Source organism: Pseudomonas sp. 1 (genome assembly GCF_056626735.1).
Window position 1 is genome coordinate 145,564 of sequence record NZ_JBWXMQ010000011.1, and the last position, 22,236, is coordinate 167,799.

At 61.3% G+C, this 22,236-nt stretch carries 15 protein-coding genes; 10 read left to right on the forward strand and 5 right to left on the reverse strand.

What is annotated here, in order from left to right; translation table 11 throughout:
- Nucleotides 1-15: 15 nt before the first annotated feature.
- A complete protein-coding gene (pvdM, locus tag AC1MDC_RS17970; RefSeq protein WP_480393435.1) occupies nucleotides 16-1,365 on the reverse strand; it encodes a pyoverdine-tailoring dipeptidase-like protein PvdM in 1,350 nt (449 codons plus the stop codon).
- 222 nt (nucleotides 1,366-1,587) lie between these two features.
- Between pvdM and pvdP the strand changes: the two genes are divergently transcribed.
- Complete coding sequence (gene pvdP, locus AC1MDC_RS17975) at nucleotides 1,588-3,216, forward strand: pyoverdine maturation tyrosinase PvdP (RefSeq protein ID WP_480393436.1); 1,629 nt, start codon at nucleotides 1,588-1,590, stop codon at nucleotides 3,214-3,216.
- A 99-nt stretch (nucleotides 3,217-3,315) separates the two neighbouring features.
- On the opposite strand, the gene AC1MDC_RS17980 is transcribed toward pvdP, so the two are convergent.
- From AC1MDC_RS17980 to AC1MDC_RS17990, 3 genes are read right to left on the reverse strand one after another with little or no spacing between them, the layout of a single operon-like run.
- Nucleotides 3,316-4,719: an efflux transporter outer membrane subunit gene (locus AC1MDC_RS17980; RefSeq protein WP_227235059.1), complete on the reverse strand. Its 1,404-nt coding sequence runs from the start codon at nucleotides 4,717-4,719 to the stop codon at nucleotides 3,316-3,318.
- Between the two features lie 7 nt (nucleotides 4,720-4,726).
- Nucleotides 4,727-6,700, reverse strand: coding sequence for a MacB family efflux pump subunit (locus tag AC1MDC_RS17985; protein WP_085703514.1), 1,974 nt, complete (start codon nucleotides 6,698-6,700; stop codon nucleotides 4,727-4,729).
- The gene (locus AC1MDC_RS17990) at nucleotides 6,701-7,873 is read right to left on the reverse strand and encodes an efflux RND transporter periplasmic adaptor subunit (RefSeq protein WP_480393437.1); all 1,173 of its coding nucleotides are present in this window, start codon (nucleotides 7,871-7,873) and stop codon (nucleotides 6,701-6,703) included.
- A gap of 334 nt (nucleotides 7,874-8,207) precedes the next feature.
- Between AC1MDC_RS17990 and AC1MDC_RS17995 the strand changes: the two genes are divergently transcribed.
- From AC1MDC_RS17995 to AC1MDC_RS18025, 7 genes are all read left to right on the forward strand, one after another.
- Nucleotides 8,208-8,690 carry a sigma-70 family RNA polymerase sigma factor gene (locus AC1MDC_RS17995; RefSeq protein WP_085700180.1) on the forward strand — a complete coding sequence of 161 codons (483 nt, stop codon included), beginning with the start codon at nucleotides 8,208-8,210 and terminating at the stop codon, nucleotides 8,688-8,690.
- A gap of 133 nt (nucleotides 8,691-8,823) precedes the next feature.
- Nucleotides 8,824-10,161: a lysine N(6)-hydroxylase/L-ornithine N(5)-oxygenase family protein gene (locus AC1MDC_RS18000; protein WP_085700179.1), complete on the forward strand. Its 1,338-nt coding sequence runs from the start codon at nucleotides 8,824-8,826 to the stop codon at nucleotides 10,159-10,161.
- Between the two features lie 586 nt (nucleotides 10,162-10,747).
- The gene (gene mgtA / locus AC1MDC_RS18005) at nucleotides 10,748-13,447 is read left to right on the forward strand and encodes a magnesium-translocating P-type ATPase (protein WP_480393438.1); all 2,700 of its coding nucleotides are present in this window, start codon (nucleotides 10,748-10,750) and stop codon (nucleotides 13,445-13,447) included.
- A gap of 53 nt (nucleotides 13,448-13,500) precedes the next feature.
- Nucleotides 13,501-14,217, forward strand: coding sequence for an MgtC/SapB family protein (locus AC1MDC_RS18010; protein WP_064594791.1), 717 nt, complete (start codon nucleotides 13,501-13,503; stop codon nucleotides 14,215-14,217).
- 108 nt (nucleotides 14,218-14,325) lie between these two features.
- A complete protein-coding gene (locus AC1MDC_RS18015) occupies nucleotides 14,326-14,760 on the forward strand; it encodes a chemotaxis protein CheY (RefSeq protein WP_480393439.1) in 435 nt (144 codons plus the stop codon).
- Nucleotides 14,761-14,867: 107 nt separating this feature from the next.
- Complete coding sequence (locus AC1MDC_RS18020) at nucleotides 14,868-15,494, forward strand: response regulator transcription factor (RefSeq protein WP_085700176.1); 627 nt, start codon at nucleotides 14,868-14,870, stop codon at nucleotides 15,492-15,494.
- An 11-nt stretch (nucleotides 15,495-15,505) separates the two neighbouring features.
- Nucleotides 15,506-18,724 (forward strand): transporter substrate-binding domain-containing protein, encoded by a 3,219-nt coding sequence (locus AC1MDC_RS18025; RefSeq protein ID WP_480393440.1) that lies wholly within the window; start codon nucleotides 15,506-15,508, stop codon nucleotides 18,722-18,724.
- A gap of 4 nt (nucleotides 18,725-18,728) precedes the next feature.
- Here the strand turns inward: AC1MDC_RS18025 and dkgB are convergent, their stop codons facing one another.
- Nucleotides 18,729-19,532, reverse strand: coding sequence for a 2,5-didehydrogluconate reductase DkgB (gene dkgB, locus AC1MDC_RS18030; protein WP_480393441.1), 804 nt, complete (start codon nucleotides 19,530-19,532; stop codon nucleotides 18,729-18,731).
- Between the two features lie 222 nt (nucleotides 19,533-19,754).
- Here dkgB and AC1MDC_RS18035 point away from each other — a divergent pair, with 222 nt between their 5' ends.
- Complete coding sequence (locus AC1MDC_RS18035) at nucleotides 19,755-20,621, forward strand: pirin family protein (RefSeq protein ID WP_085700173.1); 867 nt, start codon at nucleotides 19,755-19,757, stop codon at nucleotides 20,619-20,621.
- 139 nt (nucleotides 20,622-20,760) lie between these two features.
- A complete protein-coding gene (locus tag AC1MDC_RS18040; RefSeq protein WP_085700172.1) occupies nucleotides 20,761-22,203 on the forward strand; it encodes a mechanosensitive ion channel family protein in 1,443 nt (480 codons plus the stop codon).
- Nucleotides 22,204-22,236 lie beyond the last annotated feature (33 nt).

A 22,236-nucleotide genomic window follows, 5' to 3' on the forward strand; every position in this document is an offset into this window, starting at 1 on the left:
CTTGTTCGAGAGGTGTCAGCGGTTGACGACAGGTTTGGAGGATTTTTGTACCTGTTCCCAGACCCGCAGGAAGTTGCCGCCCCACAATTTGGCAATGTCGGCCTCGCTGTAACCACGGGAGATCAACTCGGCGGTTACGTTGCGCGCTTCGCTGACGTCCTTCCAGCCGTCCAGGCCGCCGCCGTCGTTGAAGTCGGAACTGATCCCGACATGGTCGATACCGATTTTCTTCACGGCGTAATCAATGGCGTCGCCGAAATCCTTGAGGTTGGCTTTGGGCTCTTCGTCGACGATTGCGTAGAGCTGGCCGGCGTACTCGCCAAAGCGTTGTTCCGGCCACACGGTGATGATCGGGTCGCCCGGCATCAGTGCCATCTCCAGGCCCTGCAACGGCTGCAGGTCAAACCTGGCCCGCAATGCGTTGAGCTTGTCCTGGGTCGCCTGGCTCAACGGGCGCAAGTAAGTCGGGAAACCGACGATCTGCACCACGCCGCCGCTGTTCTTGATCAGTTGCATTTCCTGGTCGCTGATATTGCGCGGGATATCCACCAGCGCCCGCGGTGCCGAATGGGAGGCTACGATCGGTGCCCGACTCAGCTGTGCGACCTGTTCCAGTGCCTTGGTCGACATCTGCGAGACATCGATGATGACGCCCAGATCGTTGAGGCGATGCACGGCTTGCTTGCCAATGTCCGACAGACCGCCAAGCGCATCGCGGGTGTCATTGAAAAACGGCAGTGGTCGTGAAGAATCGGCCCAGTCGTTGTTGCCCACGTAACTGAAGCCGAACATGCGCATGCCGCGTGCGGCCCACTTGTCCAGGGCGTTCAGATCATTGCCCAGTGGATAGGCGTTGAGCATGCTCATGAAAATCGCAAACTTGCCTTCGCCATGCAGGCGGCGGAAATCGTCCGGGGTGTAGGCGATGGCAACCTGATTGGGGAAATCGCGCACCAGGGTGCTGATGATCTTGTAGCGGGTTTCCTGTTCCAAGCGTGCTTCTTCGACAAACCCGGCAGTCGGACGGTGTGGCGCGTTGGCGCCGTTCCAGATTTCCGGCCAGCCGAAGATCGTCAGGGCGGCCCCGGACAGGCGTCCGCGGGCGGTTTTCACCAGATCGAACTGGCCGCTGCCATCCTTGTCGGCTTCGTTGCCGGCCGTGCCGAAATCCAGCGGCACGGTGATGTGGCTGTCGAAAGAGAGGATGCGATCCTGCAGCGCATCGGCTTGCTGCATGACTTTGACCGGGTAACCGGGATTGTCCTTGAACCAGTGTTCCCAGACCGCAAAGCCTGCGGCAGCACTGATCGCCAGGGCCAGCGGCAGGCCGATGTAAAGAGCCTTTTTCGAACGTGGTTTTGTCATTGCCATCTCAGTCAGGTTCGCCGTCGAGGTGCAGGCGCAAGGGCCTTTGCTATCTGGGTGGAACGACTGAGCAGCCGGGTAATTTAGGTCTGGCGCGAAAGAACACAGCTTGAGGCAGGCACTGCCCAAGGCTGCGATCTTTCCGGGACGCCATAAATTTCCCTCTGCAACAAACGTTCTAGCTTGGATAAAGCCTGCTTCATGGCTGACACAGGTAGGGCAATGAAGATTTCTCGACGATGGTTCATGGCGGGCCTGGCATTGACCGGCGCCGCTGTGCCTGCAGCGTATTTTGGGCATCGTGAATGGACGAAGCCGGATCCGACGATCACCCCGGGTGAGGCGTCGTTCGATATCGCGGATGTTGCCGGGCAGCGCCTGGCGGATGCGTTGCGCGGTGTCTGGCAGATTCGTTTCGAGGGCCATGACGCCGGTATCGCGGGTTTGCCCGGAGACGGTCTGGAAGTGTTTCTCGATGTTGCCCACAAAGGGCGCGGCGTGACCGGTTTTCTCGACACGGCCGAGCGTTTGCGCTCGTCACAGGCGCCGCGCTATCGAATTCTCGCGGACCTCGCCGACGTCAAAGCCTCGCAATTGAGTTGGCGTCTGGTCAGCACATCGGCGGCCGACGGTGCACCGGACTACGAATTCAACATGGCGCTGGATGAAGTCTGGGGCGGTTTCGGCAACGCCGGCAGCGGCAGCCTCAGCGGGCGCGTCCTCAACCTTGATCGACCCTTGATGCTGCCGGCGCAGGACCATCGTTTCATTGCCGTCAAGCGTGTGTTCCCCGAGGCCCGCGAACGCACAGGGTTGAACCCGACGTTGCTGGCCTGGCTGATCTCTCCCGAGCACCGCTTGTTCCATCAGCTCTGGCACGCCAGCCGCGACAAGTGGCATACCTTGAGCGAGGAAAAACGCGGCGCCCTGCGCGGTATCGGCTGGCAGCCCGGCCCGCGTGACAAGGAGCGCGACGCCCGTGGCCCGCGCAAGGATCGCAATGGTTCGGGGATCGATTTTTTCTTCATGCACCGCCACATGCTGGGCACGGCGCGTTCAATGCAGGATCTGCCGTCGTGGCAGCATTTTCCGCTGCCGCAGCCGGAGTTGATCCGCGATCGCCAGGGTTTCGCCGCCTACTTCGACAACCACGACGGCACTTCGCTGCCGCCGACCTGGCTGGCCGAGGACGATGACGAATATTCGCAATGGGTCAGCGACATCAAGACGGCCGAGACGTATCACAGTAATTTCCTGGTGTGGGAATCGCGCTACCGTGACCCGCGCTACCTGGCCAAGCTGACCCTGGGACAGTTTGGCTCGGAAGTTGAACTGGGGCTGCACGACTGGCTGCACATGCGCTGGGCGTCCGTGCCGCGCGATCCTTCCAACGGGCAACCGGTGCCGTTTGCGCGTGATCCGGCCGATTTTTCCGCGCGCTGGTACGCCGCTGAAAACGATTTCCTGGGTGATCCGTTCTCCTCTCATGTGAGCCCGGTGTTCTGGGCGTTCCATGGCTGGATCGATGATCGCCTGGAGGACTGGTTCCGCGCGCACGAACGCTTTCATCCGGGCGAGGTCAGTCGCTTGCAGGTCAATGGTGTGCCGTGGTTTGCACCGGGACGCTGGGTAGAAGTCGCCGATCCGTGGCTCGGGCCGATCACTCACGGCTGCAGCACGGTGCCGGGCCTGCAGCCTGGCAAGTCAGTGGAGATGGATCCGGAAACCATGAAGCTGGCCCTGCGCATCACCTTCAGTGACGACGAGAAGGTGTTGTCGTCGTTGTTCCGCAAGGTGCCGCGGCGTCCATGGTATGCGCGTCATCTGAAGCCCAGACAGACGCCGGTCTGAGACGCTCTTCACTGCACTCGCCGGCAGGTCGACGCCCACGCATTCAGTTGCATCGATGAATGTTGTGGGCTTCGGCCTGCTGGCGATTGCATTCGCAGGTCAGCGTGATGCCAGTGTCTGCCAGCCGCCGCCCAACGCCTTGTACAACGCGATGCTTGCCTGCATTCGCGACAATCGCAACTGCACATTCAAGTCCTGCGCGGCATAGAGCGTGCGCTGGGTTTCCAGTACCGTCAGCAAGTCCTCTGCGCCGGCCTGGTAGCGACTCTGGGCGATGTCGAACGCCGTCTGCGCTTGCCGCAGTTCCTCGCTTTGCCATTGCCGTTGTTCATCGAGGCCGCGAATGCTGTTCAAGGCTTTTTCGACATCGGCGAAGCCGTTGATGATCGCGCCGCGATAGTTCTGCAGCAGTTCATCCTGACGTGCAGTGGCCTTGTCGCGCTCTGCGCCGAGACGACCGTTATTGAAGACCGGCCCGATGAGTCCGGCGGTCAGGTTATAGAAGGGGCTGCGCAGAACGTCGCGGAACTGGTCGGCCCCCGAGCCGATACTGGCACTCAAAGTGACAGTGGGCAGCATCGCGGCGCGGGCGACTTTGACGTCGGCCTTGGCGGCGGCCAGTTGTGCTTCGGCGCGGGCGATGTCCGGGCGGCGATTGAGCAGATCGCTTGGCACGCCCGCGGCGATTTCCGGCCAATGCAGTTGATCGAACGATTCCCGGTTCAGCGCAAGTTCCTGAACCGGGCGGCCCAGCAGGGCTGCAAGGCTGATTGAAGCGTCCCGGGCCTGTTGCTGCACCCGCGGCAATTGCCGTAGCTGGGCGGCTACCAGGCTTTTCTGCTGAGCCAGTTCCAGGGCGGTTGCCGAGCCTGAGTCAAAACGCGTTTGCACCAGTTTCAAAACGTTTTGCGCGTTGGTCAGATTGAGTTCGGCAATGCGGCTCTGCTCGCGCAGCGACAAGGTTTGCGCATAGGTGTCGGCGACACTGCCGAACAAGGTCAACTCCACCGTGGCACGGTCGAACTCGCTGGCCTGCAAGGCGAATTGCGCACTGTCGCGCAAGGCCTGTTTGCCACCCCAGAAGTCGATTTCGTAACTGGCATTCAGATTGGCGTCGAAGTAATCCACGGCCTTGTTGCTGCTGTCGGCGTCCAGTTGGCTGTAGCCATTGCCGCGCAACAGTTTCTGCCGATTGGCATTGAGCCTGGCCTGCACTTCAGGCAGTTGTGAGCCGCCGGCGATCACGGTGCCGGCCCGGGCCTGGCGTACCCGGGCCATGGCGGCGGCGAGGTCGAAACTGCCGGCGCGAGCCTGTTCGATCAGACGATCAAGTTCCTGGCTGCCGAATTGTTTCCACCATTGCGCATTGATGCGGTCGACGCTGGCGCCGTGGGGCGATTGCCAGTTGGCGGGCGGTTGCAACCCGCTGTCGGGACGCTGGGCGGGACTGCCGCAGGCGCTGAGCAACAGGCACACGGTCAATAAACTGAGGCGCGGTTTCATAGATCGATCATTCACTGGTAAGGGCCGTGACCGGGTCGAGCCGGGCAGCTTTGCGGGCCGGCATGAAGCCGAAGACAACGCCGGTGACAAGGGCGCAGCCAAAAGCGCCGAGCACCGCCAGCAACGAGAAGGCGACGGCAACGTCGCTGAGGATCAGCACGCCGCCGACGATCAGCGCCAAGCCAATCCCGGTGATCCCGCCGACCACCGAGAGCATCACCGCTTCGGTGAGGAACTGCCGCAGAATGTCGCGCTGGCGAGCGCCGGTGGCCATGCGAATGCCGATCTCGCGGGTGCGTTCGCGCACGGTCATGAGCATGATGTTCATCACGCCAATCCCGCCGACCAGCAGCGAAATCGCCGCAATCGAGCCGAGCATCAGCGACAGGGTATTTTGCGTGCGCGCTTCGGCCTGGATCATGGCGGCGTTGTTGGTCAGTTCGAAATCCTTTTTGCCGTTGTGCAGGCGCAGCATCAATTGCTCGATGGCGTGTTCGGCTTCCTTGACCTTGCGTGCATCCGCCGCGGCGATGGCGACGTATTCCGGATTGCGCGTGCCGAACAGCCGCACGCTGGCAGCGGAGTAGGGGATGGCGATGCGGTCGTCGCTGTCCTGATCGCCGGAGCTGGCGCCTTTTTCCTGGAGCACGCCGACCACCTGGAACGGCACGTTCTCGATCAGGATGTATTGGCCGATGGGGTTGAGCACATCCTTGAGCAGTTTGTCGCGAACCTTCTTGCCGATCACCGCCACCGCGCTGGCGTTGCGCTCGTCGGCATCGGTGAAGTAGCTGCCCTCGACCACCGGCCAGTTGAAGATCGCCGGGAAGTTGGTGTCGTTGCCGCCGACGTAACTCATGTGGTCGGCGTTGCCAAACCGCACACCAGCCTCCGCGCCGTTGACCGGCATGATCCGTTTGACCTGCGGCAGGCTGGCCAGCGCCGCCACGTCATCGAGGGTGATGATGCCGGGCGGTGTGCGCGGATTGGGTGCCGAGCCGCTGAGGTAAATGATGTTCGAACCGAAAGCGCCCATCTGCGCCATGACCTGACGCTTGCTGCCTTCGCCCACTGCGAGCATGACCACCACCGAAGCGACGCCGATGATGATCCCGAGCAGGGTCAGCGCGGTGCGGAAGCGATTGATCCACATCACCCGCCATGCGGCGTGCAGAGCGTCCACCAATTCGCCTTTCCAGGCCCCCGAGGCTTGTGCGCCCTCTGTCAGGCGTTTGCGCAGGTCGACCGCTTGCAGGGCGCCGGGGCTGGCTGTAGTCCGGGCGTCGGGACTGTCCTGGGCGCTGTCGCTGATGATCAGGCCGTCGCGGATCTCGATAATGCGCTTGGCCCGCGCTGCGACTTCGCGGTCGTGGGTGATCAGGATCACCACGTGGCCCTGGCTCGCCAGCTCGTCAAGCAACGCCATGACTTCTTTGCCGCTGTGGCTGTCGAGGGCGCCGGTGGGTTCGTCGGCGAGGATGATGTGGCCGCCGTTCATCAGTGCCCGGGCGATCGACACCCGCTGCTGCTGACCGCCTGACAATTGATGGGGGCGGTTGCCGGTGCGCGAGGCCAGGCCGAGGCGGTCGAGCAGGGCGGCAGCGCGGGCGTGGCGTTCGGCGGCGGGAGTGCCGGCGTAGATCGCCGGCATCTCGACGTTTTCCTGGGCCGAGCCGGACGGAATCAGGTGATAGCCCTGAAACACGAAACCGAAGGCTTCACGCCGCAGCCAGGCCAACTCGTCGGTGTCGAGGTCGGCGACGTTTTCCCCGGCGAAACGGTATTCGCCGCAGGTGGGCCGGTCGAGGCAGCCGAGGATGTTCATCAGCGTCGATTTGCCGGAGCCGGACGCGCCGACAATCGCCACGAATTCCCCGGCGTGGATCGACAGGTCGATCCCGCGCAACACATGCACTTCAGGGGCGTCGCCACCGCCGTAGGATTTGCGGATGTCCCGCAGGTCGATCAAGGGCGTCTGCATTTAGCCACCGCTGCCGTCGGCCGGGCCGATCAACAGGTGATCGCCTTCGTTCAAGCCTTCCAGCACCTGGACTTTCAAGCGGTCGCTGATGCCGGTGTGCACTTCGCGGGACTGGATGTCGCCATTGGCGGCCATCACCTGCGCGGTCTGCCGGTTCGCGGTGGCTGTGCCTTGCAGGGCGGCAACCGGTGCAGTGAGAACGTCTTTGGCCTGGCTGGCGACGAAGAATACCTGGGTGGTCATTTCCGCCATCAGTGCGTTGTCGGCGTTGTCGACATCCAGCAGCACGGTATAGAGCACCACGCGCGCGCTGCCGCTTTTGCTGGAACTGGCAGGACTGCCGCCGCCCTGGCTGGTCTGATCCAGGGGTTTGGGCGGTACCGGCAGGATTTGCCGCACGGTGCTGGTCCAGCGTCGATGGCCGCCGCTGAGGGTGGTGAAATAGGCGGTCATGCCCGGTTTGACGTGGCCGATGTCGGCTTCGGAAATTTCCGCCCACACGGTCATCGGCGACAGCTTGGCGATCCGCAGGATCAGCGGTGTCTGTTGTTGGGCGTTGAGGGTCTGGCCTTCGCGGGCATCGAGGGCAACCACGGTGCCGGCCATCGGCGCATAAATGCGGGTGTAGCCGAGTTCGGCCTGATCGCTGCGCAGGCTGGCTTCGGCCTGACGGATCTGGGCCTGGAACATGTCGATGCGCGCCTGGGTGGCTTTCAGTTCGGCGCGGGCGGTCTGCACGTCTTCTTCGCGGGTGGCGCCGCCAGCGGCCAGGTTCTGCTGACGCTGGTATTTCTGCTGCGCGAGCTCGTGCTGGGCTTTCTGTTCCTGCAACTGGGCCTTGAGGTTTTCGATGGAGAAACGTCCGGCGTCGAGTTTGGCTTTCTGGGTGGACGGATCGATTTCCACCAGCAGTTGACCTTCCTTGACCACGTCGCCGACTTCCACATGAATCTTGCGGATCTGCCCCGACGCCTGGGCGCCGACGTCCACATAACGCCGTGGTTGCAGGGTGCCCAGCGCGGTGACGCTGCTTTCGATATCGCCGCGGGTCACTTGCACGGTGGCGAACTTGTCCCGTCCGGGAGGCAGGATCTGCCAGGCGGCGTAGGCGACAACAGGGATCAGACAAAGGACTACGAGCAGGGCGCGTCGGGCGCGGCGGGGACGTTTCATGCAGGGTTCCGGCCAGTGGAAATCGGCCCGTCATTCAGAAGAGTGCGCAGGATCGGGCACCGTTGAACGCTGCCGCAGGGCGCGACAGACACGGGGAGCTGTCCTGTAAACGATGAAAGCGGAGGGGAATTTAAGCGGCGACACAGGTTGTTACAGCAATCTGTAGGTATAGCCCGGACACTATTTGTCGGGCAACGACAAACACCACTTTAAATCTATATGAGAATTACTATAAATTACGCGCCTCAAGTTGCCACTATCTTGCTACTGCCTTGTGCGGCTCAGCAGAACGGTGTGCTCAAGGACAGAACCCGCATTCAGGCGGCCGGGAGTCATGTTGGAAAACTACTATCGAGAGCTGGTGTGTTTCCTGAACGCCAAGCTCGGCAACCGTCAGGTGGCCGAAGATGTGGTGCATGACGCTTATGTGCGGGTCCTGGAGCGTTCCAGCGATACGCCGATCGAACAACCCCGGGCCTTCCTTTATCGCACCGCGCTGAACCTGGTGATCGACGACCACCGGCGCAATGCCCTGCGTCAGGTCGAGTCGCTGGAAGTGCTCGACAGCGAAGAGCGCTATTTCACCCCGTCTCCCCACAGCACCCTCGATCATGGTCAACGTCTGGAGATGTTGCAGCGTGCGCTGGCCGAGCTTTCACCGCTGTGCCGCGAGAGCTTTCTGTTGCGCAAGATCGAAGGCCTGTCGCACCCCGAGATCGCCGAGCGCCTTGGCATTTCCAAGGCTCTGGTGGAAAAGCACATCGTCAACGCCATGAAACATTGCCGCGTGCGCATCAAGCAATGGGATGCCCATTGAGCCGTCGTCGTTAAATTTCATTTCACTGTCCTCGTTCCTACTCAACAGACGATCTGCTGTCCTGCTCCGGGCCGGCCGGTCACCCAAGCTCTTCCTCCGCGCTGTTCGGGGGTTCATCCAGAGGACACTGGAAATGACACAGGCAATTGCATCGCCCATCGTTCACGACCTGATCGGCGTCGGTTTCGGCCCTTCGAACCTGGCGCTGGCCATCGCTCTGCAAGAGCGCGGCCCGATCCAGGGCGAGCTGGATGTGCTGTTTCTCGACAAGCAACCCAACTACAGCTGGCACGGCAATACCCTGTCGACCCAGAGCGAGCTGCAGATTTCCTTCCTCAAGGATCTGGTGACCCTGCGCAACCCGACCAGCCCGTATTCGTTCGTCAACTACCTCAAGCACCACGGCCGTCTGGTGGACTTCATCAACCTCGGGACCTTCTACCCGTGCCGCATGGAGTACAACGACTACCTGCGCTGGGTGGCCGCGCAGTTCACCGAGCAGAGCCGCTATGGCGAAGAAGTGCTGACCATCGAGCCGGTGCTGCACAACCATCAGGTTGAAGCGCTGCGGGTGATTTCCCGTGGTACGGACGGCCAGCAGTTCGTGCGCACCGCGCGTTCCGTTGTGGTCAGCGCCGGCGGCACGCCACGCATCCCCGAGGCGTTCAAGGCGCTGAAGGGCGACGGTCGGGTGTTCCACCACTCGCAGTACCTGGCGGAAATGGCCAAGCAGCCGTGCGTGAACAATCAGCCGATGAGCATCGCGATCATCGGTGGCGGGCAGAGCGCGGCGGAAGCCTTTATCGATCTGAACGATTCGTTCCCGTCGGTGCAGGTCGACATGATCCTGCGCGGCTCGGCCCTGAAACCGGCGGACGACAGCCCGTTCGTCAACGAAGTGTTCTCGCCGGAATTCACTGATCTGATCTTCCAGCAGAAGAGCAGCGAGCGTGAGCGTCTGGTCAACGAGTACCACAACACCAACTACTCGGTGGTCGACATCGACCTGATCGAACGCATCTACGGCATCTTCTACCGCCAGAAGGTCTCCGGTGTTGCCCGTCATGCGTTCCGTACCCTGACCACCGTCGAGCAAGCCACCGCCACCGAACGCGGTATCGAACTGACTGTGCGCAACAACGCCACCGGCGAAGTCACCGTGCGTGTCTACGACGCGGTCGTGCTGGCCACCGGTTACGAGCGTCAGATGCACCGCAAACTGCTCGCGCCGCTGGAAGAGTACCTGGGCGACTTCGAAGTCGATCGCAACTACAAGCTGATCACCGACGAGCGCTGCAAGGCCGGCCTGTACATGCAGGGCTTCTGCCAGGCCAGCCATGGTCTGAGCGATACGCTGTTGTCGATCCTGCCGATCCGTGCGGACGAGATTGCCGGCTCGCTGTATGAGCATGGCAAGAACCGTGGGCACAGCCGTTCGATGGCGGATCTGTTGCTGGCGACTGCCAGCTAAGTATCCTTTCAGCCTCCACACTGATCGTTCCCACGCTCTGCGTGGGAATGCCTCAAGGGACGCTCCGCGTTCCAATGGGGCGCAGAGCGTCCCCGGCTGCATTCCCACGCAGAGCGTGGGAACGATCTCGGCGATCTCGGGGGCAATCCTGAACCCTTCCTGAACACCCGACACATTCCCCGACACACTTCCTTTTCCGGGTTTACTCTCCAGATATCGGGGCGTAAGCTTCGCGCGTTTTCATCAATAGCGGAGACCCACAGTGGGTACTTGTTCGAGTGACAGTTGTCGGCCGGTCCTTGTAACCGGCGGATTCTCGGCAAGATAACGCGCATTCCTTTGTGCCGTTGTCTCGCCGAACAGCGAGCAGCGGCATCCCGATCATGACCGGTCCCGGTCATGTCCCGACGTCCTTCTCATCGACACTGAAAAGCCTGTGAAGTCGACTTCATCGTCGTCATTGCAGCCTATCGACACGCCTGTCTTTCTGACCGGCGCGCCACGCCTTGCCGTGCCGGTTTTGCGGTGCCCAGGACGAGGACGTACCTGCTCGACGGTTTCCCGGCTGACCATAGGGGCAACAGCCATGAAACTTACGCTCAAGGAATTTTTCGCAGGCTTCCTGCGGACCCGTCACATCGCCCGGCACTTCCGTCGCCTGGCCTTGCTGGAAACCCTCGGCGACACCACGGTCAGCCGTGAAGTGCCGCCCACTCTGGCCAATAAACTGGTGGACGCCGCCCATTGCGACAGCGGCGTGCTGCTGACCAACCTCGGCACCCACACCGACGGCCTGACCGATTTCGAAGTCGATGTGCTGCGTGCGCAGCATGGCCTCAACGAAGTCGAACACGAGCAACCGCTGCCGTGGTGGACCCACCTGTGGCATTGCTACAAAAACCCTTTCAATCTGCTGCTGACCCTGTTGGCGGTGATCTCGTGGCTGACCGAAGACCTCAAGGCCGCCATCGTGATTTTCTCGATGGTGGTGCTGTCGACGCTGCTGCGCTTCTGGCAGGAAAGCAAATCCAATCAGGCGGCCGATGCGCTCAAAGCGATGGTCAGCAACACTGCAACCGTGCTGCGCCGGGATGCGCCGCGTGCTGAACTGCCGATCAAACAGCTGGTGCCCGGCGATCTGATCGTGCTGTCGGCCGGCGACATGATTCCTGCCGATTGTCGGGTGCTCAGCGCCAAGGACCTGTTCGTCAGCCAGGCAGCGATGACCGGTGAATCGATGCCGGTAGAGAAATTCCCGCGTCAGGCCGATCGCGATACGCGCAATCCGCTGGAGCTCGACAACATTCTGTTCATGGGCACCAACGTGGTGTCCGGCACGGCGGTGGCGGTGATTCTCACCACCGGCAACAGCACCTATTTCGGTGCGTTGGCGCAGCGGGTCGGGGCGACTGATCGCGCGGTGACTTCGTTTCAGCAAGGCGTGAACAAAGTCAGCTGGCTGCTGATCCGCTTCATGTTCGTGATGGCGCCACTGGTGTTGTTCATCAACGGTTTCACCAAGGGCGACTGGACCGAAGCACTGTTGTTCGCGCTGTCGATTGCCGTGGGCCTGACCCCGGAAATGCTGCCGATGATCGTCACCTCGACCCTGGCCAAAGGCGCGGTGTTCCTGTCGCGCAAGAAAGTCATCGTCAAACGCCTGGACGCGATCCAGAACTTCGGCGCCATGGACGTGCTGTGCACCGACAAGACCGGCACCCTGACCCAGGACAAAATTTTCCTGGCACGCAACGTCGACGTCTGGGGCGAAGACTCCGATGACGTGCTGGAAATGGCCTACCTCAACAGCTACTACCAGACCGGCCTGAAAAACCTGCTGGATGTGGCAGTGCTGGAGCACGTGGAAATCCACCGTGAGCTGAAGGTCGGCACGGCGTTTCGCAAGGTCGATGAAATCCCGTTCGACTTCAACCGCCGACGCATGTCGGTGGTGGTCGAAGGGCGCGGTCAGCCGCATCAACTGATCTGCAAGGGTGCGGTGGAAGAGGTTCTGTCGGTGTGCAGCCGGGTTCGTCACGGTGAAGTGGACGAAGCCTTGAGCGATGAATTGCTGGCGAAAATCCGTCAGGTCACAGCAGCATTCAACGCTGAAGGCCTGCGCGTGGTAGCGGTGGCGGCCCGCTCGATGCCCCAAGGGCGCGACACTTACAGCCTGAGCGACGAGCAGGAGCTGACGCTGATCGGTTACGTGGCGTTTCTCGATCCACCCAAGGAAAGCACCGCGCCGGCGCTCAAGGCCCTGGCCGAACACGGCGTGGCCGTGAAAGTGCTGACCGGCGACAACGAACTGGTGACCGCCAAGATCTGCCGCGAAGTGGGCCTGGCCCAGCAAGGCCTGCTGATGGGCAATGACATCGAACGCATGAGCGATGCTGAACTTGCGGTGGCGGTGGAAACCACCAACGTGTTCGCCAGGCTGACGCCGTCGCACAAGGAGCGCATCGTGCGCATCCTCAAGGGCAACGGTCATGTGGTCGGGTTCATGGGTGACGGCATCAACGACGCGCCGGCGCTGCGCACCGCAGACATCGGGATTTCCGTGGACAGCGCGGTGGACATCGCCAAGGAAGCGGCCGACATCATCCTGCTGGAGAAGAGCCTGATGGTGCTGGAGGAGGGCGTGCTGGAAGGGCGCCGGACCTTCGCCAACATGCTCAAGTACATCAAGATGACCGCCAGCTCGAACTTCGGCAACGTGTTCTCGGTGCTGGTGGCCAGTGCGTTCATTCCGTTTCTGCCGATGCTGCCGATGCACCTGCTGGTGCAGAACCTGTTGTATGACATTTCGCAGATCGCGATCCCGTTCGACAACGTTGACGACGAAATGCTGAAACAGCCGCAGCGCTGGCAGCCGGGTGATGTGGGGCGCTTCATGCTGTTCTTCGGCCCGATCAGCTCGATCTTCGACATCACAACGTTCGCCTTGATGTGGTACGTGTTCGATGCCAACACCCCGGATCACCAGACTCTGTTCCAGTCCGGCTGGTTCGTCGTGGGACTGCTTACCCAGACGCTGATCGTGCACATGATCCGCACGCCGAAGATTCCGTTCCTGCAAAGCCGTGCGGCCATGCCGTTGCTGGTGATGACCGCAATCATCATGGCCGTGGGCATCTTCCTGCCGATGGGACCGCTGGCGCACTACTTCAAATTGCAGGCGCTGCCGTCAATGTACTTCGTGTTCCTGCCGGTGATCCTGCTGGCGTACATGGCACTGACTCAGGCCGTGAAAGGCTTCTACATCCGCCGGTTCGGCTGGCAGTAACAGGCAAGTTTCCCCCCTTGTGGGAGCAAGGGGGCGGTTTCAAGGAGTTCGACATGCAAGCCATCAACAATCTCAACCTCACCTCCTTGCTCGACACCCTGGTCAGCCTCAGCGCGGCCTTCATCCTCGGCGGCCTGATCGGCTTCGAACGCCAGTACCGGCAACGCACGGCGGGTTTGCGCACCAACGTGCTGGTGGCGGTCGGTGCGGCGATTTTCGTCGACATGGCCAACCGTCTGGCCGGTGCCGAAGGTGCGGTGCGGGTGGTCGCCTACGTGGTGTCCGGTATCGGCTTTCTCGGTGCCGGGGTGATCATGCGCGAAGAGGGCAACGTGCGCGGCCTCAACACCGCCGCCACACTCTGGACCTCGGCAGCGGTCGGCGCCTGTGCCGGCGCCGACCTGCTGGCCGAAGCGGTGCTGGGCACCTTGTTCGTGCTCGCCGCCAACACCTTGCTGCGGCCGATCGTCAACAATATCAACCGTCAGCCGCTCGATGTGGTCTCGGCGGAAGTCACCAACATCGTTTACGTCATCGCCCGGCGTTCGCAGCAGAAAGCCGTGTTTGCGCTGCTTGAAGCCGAGCTGGAACGCAGCAATTACCCGGCCAGTGATGTCGATGTGCACGCTTTCGGAGCCGATGAAATCGAGATCGAAGCCACTCTGGCGACGACTTCGGTGGACGGTGATGAACTGGATGCGCTGGTAGCGCGAATCTCGACCTCGGCGCTGGTGGTGCAGGCGTTCTGGAGTCCGAGTACCACGGAGTAACTTTTTTGTCCGGATGAGTGACATCTTTTTTCGGAAAAGTCCTACAGAGCATGCCTCGGCGCTTGGGTAGTCTTGCCGCCACTTGAAGCGACTACCCGGACTTTCACGTTGACCGACAAAACCCTGCGCATCCTGATCGCCGACTTGCAGCACTTTCACCGGATGAAGATCGAGCGCCTGTTCAACGGGCTCGATTACTACCGCATTGCCCCGGTGCAAAACCTTGCCGAACTGCTGACGCTGGTCGATTACGGCTGTGAGCCATTCGATGTCCTGGTGATCAATGCCGAACTGGCGGGCGGGATAGCGGATCTTCGTGGTTTCCTGTTTGATCATCCGCAAGTCCGGCGGGCGCTGGTCTACGGTGAACCGGCGGACGCCTCAGGGGTTCCCGATCACTTTGGCGCAAAGATCATCACCAGTCCTGCGCCTCTGCCTTCAATCCGCGCGATCGAGCAGCTGATGACCTCGGTTGAGGCTTCGTTTGGGCCCTCATCGGGTGCTCAATCACAGATCGCTCTATCGAACAACTGTCAGATCTGACAGGTGATCCAGCGTTCACACCGTGCAACAGTTGTAGCGCGGCTACCAATAGTCCCGTTCATGCAAGATCGGCGGCGTCATGGCATGTATTCGCCTCGGGAGTGGTCATGGGTTCAGCATTGATCGTCGATGATCATCCGGTGGTGGTGGGTGCCCTTCGCCTGGTTCTGGAGTCGGCGGGTTACCAACCGATTCATGTGACTACTAGCGGTGTCGATGTGGTGCCAATGCTCCGGGAGCACGCGCCGGAACTGGTCGTGCTCGACCTGAAGCTCAACGGATTCGGTGGTCTGGAGGTGTTGGCGCGCATCAGGGCCGTCGGGCTGGTCTGCAAGGTGGTGATTTTCACCTCGGCCGATCCTGAACACTATCTGATGCGCTGCCGACGTGCGGGGGCGATGGCTTTTGTCGCCAAGTCCGCCTCGATGCAGCATTTGCAAAATGCAATCAAGGCCGTGCGGTCGGGTTATACCTACTTCCCCGAAATGCCTGCGGTCAATACCGGGCAAACCGAAGCGCATCGCGATGAGCGAGAGCTGATCGCACTTCTGTCCACCCGTGAAATGGAGATCATGCTGAAGCTGGCCAGAGGCGAGTCCAACAAGCACATTGCTCTGGCGATGAACCTCAGTCACAAAACCATCAGTACCTACAAGACCCGCTTGATGCAGAAACTCGGAGTGACCTCGCTGGTGGTCTTGCGAGAGTTCGTCAAACGCAACGGCCTGTTTTGATCGGTTGCCCCATGATAGGTCGTCTGCGGGTTGTGCTTCTGTCGATACTGTTGCTTGCAAGCGCAGTGCACGCCTCCGAGGCGCAAAGGCTGGAAATCGTCTCCCGCACCCGTCTGGAGGGGGTGCAGATTCGTCTGGATGAGCAGGACAGACAGTGGCTGAGCGCGCACCGGGTATTGCGCATCGGTGCCTCCTGGCCGGATTACCCGCCCTTTGAACTGACCCGCAAACGCCATGAACTGGAAGGTCTCACGGCCGATTACGCCGACGCGATCGCCCAGATACTTAACATTGCCGTCGAGGTCTGGTGCTATCCCGACCGCGAAAGCGCCATGGCCGCGCTCAAGGCCGGGGATCTTGACCTGCTGGGCACGTCGAACAACTTCGAAATCGCCGATCCCCAACTGATGCTGTCGCGCGCCTATGCCGAGGATCAGCCGATGTGGCTGACCCGGCTCAATGAGGCGTTGCCGAGTGATCTCAACGGCAAACGCATCGCCATGGTGGACGACTATCTGCCCGCTTCGACCATCGAAGAGGCTTACCCGCAAGCTTCCCTGCAGCGCTATCGATCGATCCTCGATGCCCTCGGCGCCGTCGCGTTTGGCCGGGATGATCTGTACCTCGGCGATTTCATCAGCGCCAGCTACCTGATCAACACCCATTTTCAAAACGACCTGCAACTGGCCGGGCCCTCGGGCCTGGACGCCAACCCCTTCGGTTTTGCCCTGACCCGCAGCAACAACCGCTTGAAACGTCTGGTCGACAAAGCCCTGCTGGCGATTCCCATGGAGCAGCGGCTGGCGATGGAGCTGCGCTGGAGTGCCGGGCGCGCCGACAGGGCGGCGCAGTCGCGGGTAAGCCTGAGCGACAGCGAGCAACAATGGCTGGATCAGCATCCGGTAGTGCGGGTCGGTGCTGTCGATGACTTTGCGCCACTCGCGTTCTTTGACGCCGACGGTCGCTTCAGTGGGCTGGCGGCCCAACTGCTCAACCTGATCAGTCAGCGCAGCGGGCTGACGTTCGAGGTGGTGCGCGGTCAGTCTCTTGATCGTCAGGTCGAACAACTCAGAAGCGGAAAACTGGACCTGTTGTCTGTGATGACACTGAGCCGCGAGCGCGAAACAGAAATGCTGTTCACCCGGTCGTACGTCAACAGCCCCTTTGTGCTGATTGCCGATTCGAAGGCGCAGGGGCCGCGTAGCCTGGACGACATGACGGGCAAGCGTGTGGCGCTTTATCGCGGCGATCCGTTGCGTGATTACCTGCTGGAACATGTGCCGCAGATCAACCTGATCGAGTTGCCGAGCCCGGCCGATGGCACACGGGCGCTGCTCGATGGTCGGGCTGATGCGACATTGAGTTCGTTGCTGGTAGCGCGTTACCAGATCGATCACCAGTACCGCGATCGCTTGCGGATTGTCTCCACGCTGGGCGATCAACCGGCCCGGGTTGCCATGGCCACGGCGCTCGACTCGCCTCAGTTGCAATCGATTCTGAACAAGGCACTGCTGAGCATCGCGCCGCAGGAAATCGACGGCCTGGTCGCACGCTGGAGTCGTAACGTGGTGCTGCAAGACAGCTATTGGCAGCGTCATCGCGAGCAAATATTGCGCGGGTTTGCCGTTGCTGCCGGGTTGCTGTTGCTGGCATTGGGCTGGATCGGTTTTCAGCGTCGGCAGATCCGCCAGCGTCAGCAATGGCTCAGTCAGTTGCAGGAGGCCAAGGAGGCGGCCGACGAAGCCAATCGTGCCAAAAGTACGTTTCTGGCGACCATGAGTCATGAAATCCGCACACCGATGAATGCCCTGACCGGCATGCTCGAACTGGCGCTCAAACGTGCCGATGAAGGCGTGACCGATCGCCAGGCTATCGAAGTCGCGTCCACTGCCGGGCAGCAATTGCTGGCATTGATCGGCGACATTCTCGACATCGCACGCATCGAGTCCGGGCATTTGTCACTGGCCCCCGAGCGCGCCAATCTGCGCGAAGTGGTCGTGTCGGTGTGTCGGATTTTCGAGGGTCTGGCCCGGCAGAAACAATTGTTGTGGCATGTCGAACTGGATGAGCTCAGCAACGTCGAGGTGATGCTCGATCCCCTGCGTTTCAAGCAAGTGCTGTCGAACCTGTTGAGCAATGCCATCAAATTCACCGACAACGGCGAGGTGAGCCTGCGCTTGCGTGTGTTTGCAGAACGGGACGGGCTGATTGAAGTGGGCGTGATCATTGAAGACAGTGGGCGGGGGATCAGCATTGAGGATCAGCAGCGACTGTTCAATCCGTTTGTACAGGTCGGCGATCATCAGTCCGTGGCGCATGGCGGTTCAGGTCTGGGGTTGGTGATCAGTCGCAACCTGTGCCGGATGATGGGCGGTGATTTATGGATGAGCAGCGAGTTGAACCGCGGCACTCAGCTCATGCTGCGCCTGGAGCTGCCTGTGCTGGCGCCACTCGGGCAAGAAGCTGCACCGCCGCCAGTGGCGACGACGGTGAAGTCGCTGAACGTGCTGGTCGTGGATGACCATCCGGTGAATCGCCTGTTGTTGTGTCGGCAGTTGAGTGAACTGGGGCATCGCGCCGTCGACTCCGATGGCGGTGAAGAGGGGCTGGTGCTGTGGCGCAGGCAATCCTTCGATGCGCTGATCACCGATATCAACATGCACGGGCTCAACGGTTACGAGCTGGCGCGAGCAGTGCGCCAGGAAGAAGCCGCGACGGGCAGGGCGCCCTGCCTGATCCTCGGCTTTACCGCCAATGCACAGATGGAAGAAAAGCAGCGATGCCGGGCGGCCGGGATGGACGATTGCCTGTTCAAACCGGTGCTGCTGCACGAATTGAACCAGGCCCTGATGGCCGCCGTACCGGAGGGCGCGCAGGCCGCCAGCGTGGACGATTCGGCAGTGGCCGAGTTCGACCTGAGTGCGCTGTTGCAACTGGCAGGCGCCGACAATCCGCTGATCGAACAGTTGCGTGGGGAAGTGCTGAGCAGCTTGCGCATCGACCTGCAGCGTCTGGACGAATCAGGCCGACACGGTGATCGCGCGGGATTGCGGGATCTGGCGCATCACGTCACGGGCGGGGCACACATGATCGGTGCCGAGCGCGTGATCTCGGCGTGTCGAGGACTTGAGCAAGCCTGCCATGACGATCAACCCGACGCGGCATTGACGGCCGCCATCGATTTGCTGCGCGTGGCCATGCAAGACCTCGCGCAGCAGCTTCAGGCCTGACCGGTCAGTCCCACTGCGGCGCGATGCCCGTGGGGCTGGTCAGGCGATGGCTGCGATCCAGTGTGGCGATCAGCGCCATGTCGGCGTCGCTCAGGGTCAACGCCGTGGCGCCCAGGTTGCCTTGCAGGTTGGTGCGTTTGGTCGACGACGGAATCACCGCGTATCCCGACTGCATCGCCCACGCCAGGGTGACCTGAGCCGGAGTGGCTTGCAGGCGCTCGGCGATCTGTACGATCAGCGGATCCTTCAGCACTTCACCATAGGCCAGGGTCATGTACGACGTGATCTGAATGCCCTGACTCCGGGCGAATTCCACGACCTTGCGGTTTTGCAGGTACGGGTGCAGTTCGATCTGGTTGGTGGCGATGTTCTGCGCACCGACCGCAGCAATTGCCTGTTTCATCAGGTCGATGGTGAAGTTGGACACGCCGATCTGCCGGGTCAGACCCAGGCGCTTTGCTTCCAGCAGGGCGCCCATGAATTCCTCGACCGATACCTGATCTTCCGGCGACGGCCAGTGGATCAGCGTCAGGTCGAGGTAGTCGGTCTGCAACTTTTGCAGGCTCTCCTTGAGGCTTTCAATCAGGCGGTCTTTGGCGAAGTTGGCGATCCAGATCTTGCTGGTAATGAACAGTTCGTCGCGGGCGATGTCGCTGGCAGCGATGGCCTCGCCCACGTCGGCTTCGTTTTCGTAGATCTGTGCGGTGTCGATGACCCGGTAACCGAGCTCAAGGGCAGTGCTCACCGAATCGATGACCACCTGACCTTGCAGACGAAACGTACCAAGACCGAAAGCGGGAACAGACATGCAGGACTCCAGGGTTGCAGTGGGAATGAGCAGGAGTATCCGCGTCTGATTCCTTGGGAAAAACCGCTGTCGGCACAAAGTACTGTTGACTGAAAGTCACGAATCACCACGCTTGCTCATCGTTCCATTAATAGAACGATGAGGACGGTTTTGTCCGACTAGTGCTAAATACGTAGCGAATTTATGATCGGCCCCACGATCAACCTGATGACGGAGTCCACCATGAAAAACCTTATCGGTATCTACACCAGCCCTCGCGGCCACTGGGTCGGCGATGGGTTCCCGGTGCGTACCCTGTTTTCCTACGACAACCTGGGCAAGCACATCAGCCCGTTCCTGCTGCTGGATCACGCCGGGCCTGCGCAATTCACCCCGACCACCGAACGTCGGGGCGTGGGCCAGCATCCGCACCGTGGCTTCGAGACCGTCACCATCGTGTACGAAGGCGAAGTGCAGCACCGCGACTCCACCGGCAGTGGCGGCACCATCGGCCCGGGTGATGTGCAGTGGATGACCGCGGCTTCGGGAATCCTGCATGAAGAATTCCATTCGGAAAACTTCGCCAGAACCGGCGGCAACCTGGAAATGGTGCAGCTGTGGGTGAATCTGCCAGCCAAGGACAAAATGGCCGCGCCGGGTTACCAGACCATTCTGGACAGTGATATCCCGCAAATCGCGCTCAAGGACGGCGCCGGCAGCCTGCGCCTGATCGCCGGCGAGTTCGACGGTCAGAAGGGCCCGTCCCGCACGTTCACGCCTATCGATGTGTGGGATCTGCGACTGAACACCGGCAAGTTGCTCTCGCTGGATCTGCACGAAGGCCGTAACACGGCGTTGGTGGTGTTGAAGGGGTCGGTCCGGATCAACGGTGTGGAGTCGATGCGCGAAGGGCAACTGGCGCTGTTCGAACGGGATGGCAAGCGAATCACCCTCGAAGCCAGCCAGGACGCGGTGGTGCTGCTGCTCAGTGGCGAGCCGATTGACGAGCCGATCGTCGGCCACGGCCCGTTCGTGATGAACACCGAGCAGGAAATCCACCAGGCCTTCGCCGACTTCCAGTCCGGCCGCTTCGGCCAGATGCACGGCTGAAAATCCCGGCAGGCGCCACGCGCGCCTGCCGGTTTTTTTTGCGCGTGCGCAGTGGCGCTCATCCCGCCAATTCAATTACTCCTACACTGAGCCCAATCTGTGCGATCTTCTCGCGATTGGCCCCTGTCGGAGTTGTTTGATGCTGTCTCTGCTCACCGATCATCCGTTGTTTTGCGCCTTGATCCTGATCCTGATCGATCTCGGTCTGTGGCGTCTGATCAGCTCCCACGGCAGTGCGTGGAAACTGTTGGTACGGGTGCTGATCTTTGCTCTATTCAGCTTTCTGCTGTTCAACGAAGGGCTCAACCCGATGGAGCCTGCGCCGTGGGCCGACAACGTGCCGTTACACCTGGCGGCGACCGGGTTGCAGATCGGCTGGTGGCTGTTCGGCGCGCGCACCCTGACAGTGTTGATCGGCGCGGTGATGATGCAGCGGGTCGGGCACACCGGGCGGCTGTTGCAGGATCTGCTGGGTGCGGTGATCTTCCTGATTGCGATCATCGCGGCGCTGGCCTACGTGCTGGACCTGCCGGTCAAAGGCGTACTGGCGACGTCCGGGGCGTTGGCGATCATCGTCGGTCTGGCGTTGCAGAGCACCTTGAGCGACGTGTTTTCCGGGATCGTGCTCAACACCACCAAGCCTTATCAACTGGATGACTGGATTTCCATCGACGGTACGGAAGGGCGGGTCACCGACATCGACTGGCGCGCCACGCGCCTGCAAACCAGTCAGGGCAGCATGGCGGTGATTCCCAACTCGCTGGCGGCCAAGGCCAAGATCATCAACTTCAGCCGGCCGAGCAATATGTTCGGGGTTGCCGTCAGCGTGCAGGTCAGCCCCCATGCGCGGCCCAGCTCGGTGATCGATGCCCTGGAACGGGCGATGCAGGGCTGTCGCCAATTGCTGGAGAGCCCCGCGCCGAGTGTCGCGCTGAAGAGCTCCAGCAGTGCCGGCACCGAATATGAAATCAGCGGGTTTGTCGCCTCGATGAGCGAAAAACGTATGGTGCGCAATCAGCTGTTTGATCTGGCGTACCGGCACCTGCAGGCGTCCGGGGTCAATCTGCTGTCGAGCGTTGAGCCGGGCGTGTCGAGCAATCTCTCGCGGCCACGGGCGTTGCTCGACAGCTCGCCGATTTTCTCTACGCTTCGTCAGGAAGAGAAAGAAACCTTCAGCCAGAACATGACCCTGCAAACTTTCCGTGCCGGCGAGGTGATTCTTGCGGGCGGCGAGGTCAGTGATCACCTGTTCATCATCGAATCCGGTGTGGTCTCGGTGACGCTCAAACGCCACGGCACGCCGTTCGAGTCCGGACGGATGGGACCGGGCGAAGTGATCGGCGAAGCGGGAATACTGTCCGATACGTCATTGCCGGCCGACTTCTCCGCCAAGACCTTCTGTGCGCTGTATCGCATCGAGAAGTCTTATCTCAAACCTTGTCTGGACGCCCGTCACGACATCAACGACGCGATGAAGGCGCTGCTCGATTTCCGCCTGCACAAGGCGCAATCACTAACGGAAGAAACACCGGTGACAGTGCCGAAAAAAGGTTTCCTGCAATGGTTGCGCAACCGCGTGTAAACGGAGGATCCAACGCAACCGTCGCGGTGCGCC

What these genes read in the sequence shown, in the direction of transcription:
- AC1MDC_RS17990 (WP_480393437.1), bottom strand. Translation starts at nt 7,873, where the DNA reads ATGAAACGTCCCCGCCGCGCCCGACGCGCCCTGCTCGTAGTCCTTTGT.
- pvdM (WP_480393435.1), bottom strand. Translation starts at nt 1,365, where the DNA reads ATGACAAAACCACGTTCGAAAAAGGCTCTTTACATCGGCCTGCCGCTG.
- mgtA (WP_480393438.1), top strand. Translation starts at nt 10,748, where the DNA reads ATGAAACTTACGCTCAAGGAATTTTTCGCAGGCTTCCTGCGGACCCGT.
- AC1MDC_RS18025 (WP_480393440.1), top strand. Translation starts at nt 15,506, where the DNA reads ATGATAGGTCGTCTGCGGGTTGTGCTTCTGTCGATACTGTTGCTTGCA.
- AC1MDC_RS18020 (WP_085700176.1), top strand. Translation starts at nt 14,868, where the DNA reads ATGGGTTCAGCATTGATCGTCGATGATCATCCGGTGGTGGTGGGTGCC.
- pvdP (WP_480393436.1), top strand. Translation starts at nt 1,588, where the DNA reads ATGAAGATTTCTCGACGATGGTTCATGGCGGGCCTGGCATTGACCGGC.
- AC1MDC_RS18000 (WP_085700179.1), top strand. Translation starts at nt 8,824, where the DNA reads ATGACACAGGCAATTGCATCGCCCATCGTTCACGACCTGATCGGCGTC.
- AC1MDC_RS18035 (WP_085700173.1), top strand. Translation starts at nt 19,755, where the DNA reads ATGAAAAACCTTATCGGTATCTACACCAGCCCTCGCGGCCACTGGGTC.
- AC1MDC_RS18010 (WP_064594791.1), top strand. Translation starts at nt 13,501, where the DNA reads ATGCAAGCCATCAACAATCTCAACCTCACCTCCTTGCTCGACACCCTG.
- AC1MDC_RS17985 (WP_085703514.1), bottom strand. Translation starts at nt 6,700, where the DNA reads ATGCAGACGCCCTTGATCGACCTGCGGGACATCCGCAAATCCTACGGC.
- AC1MDC_RS17995 (WP_085700180.1), top strand. Translation starts at nt 8,208, where the DNA reads ATGTTGGAAAACTACTATCGAGAGCTGGTGTGTTTCCTGAACGCCAAG.
- dkgB (WP_480393441.1), bottom strand. Translation starts at nt 19,532, where the DNA reads ATGTCTGTTCCCGCTTTCGGTCTTGGTACGTTTCGTCTGCAAGGTCAG.
- AC1MDC_RS17980 (WP_227235059.1), bottom strand. Translation starts at nt 4,719, where the DNA reads ATGAAACCGCGCCTCAGTTTATTGACCGTGTGCCTGTTGCTCAGCGCC.
- AC1MDC_RS18040 (WP_085700172.1), top strand. Translation starts at nt 20,761, where the DNA reads ATGCTGTCTCTGCTCACCGATCATCCGTTGTTTTGCGCCTTGATCCTG.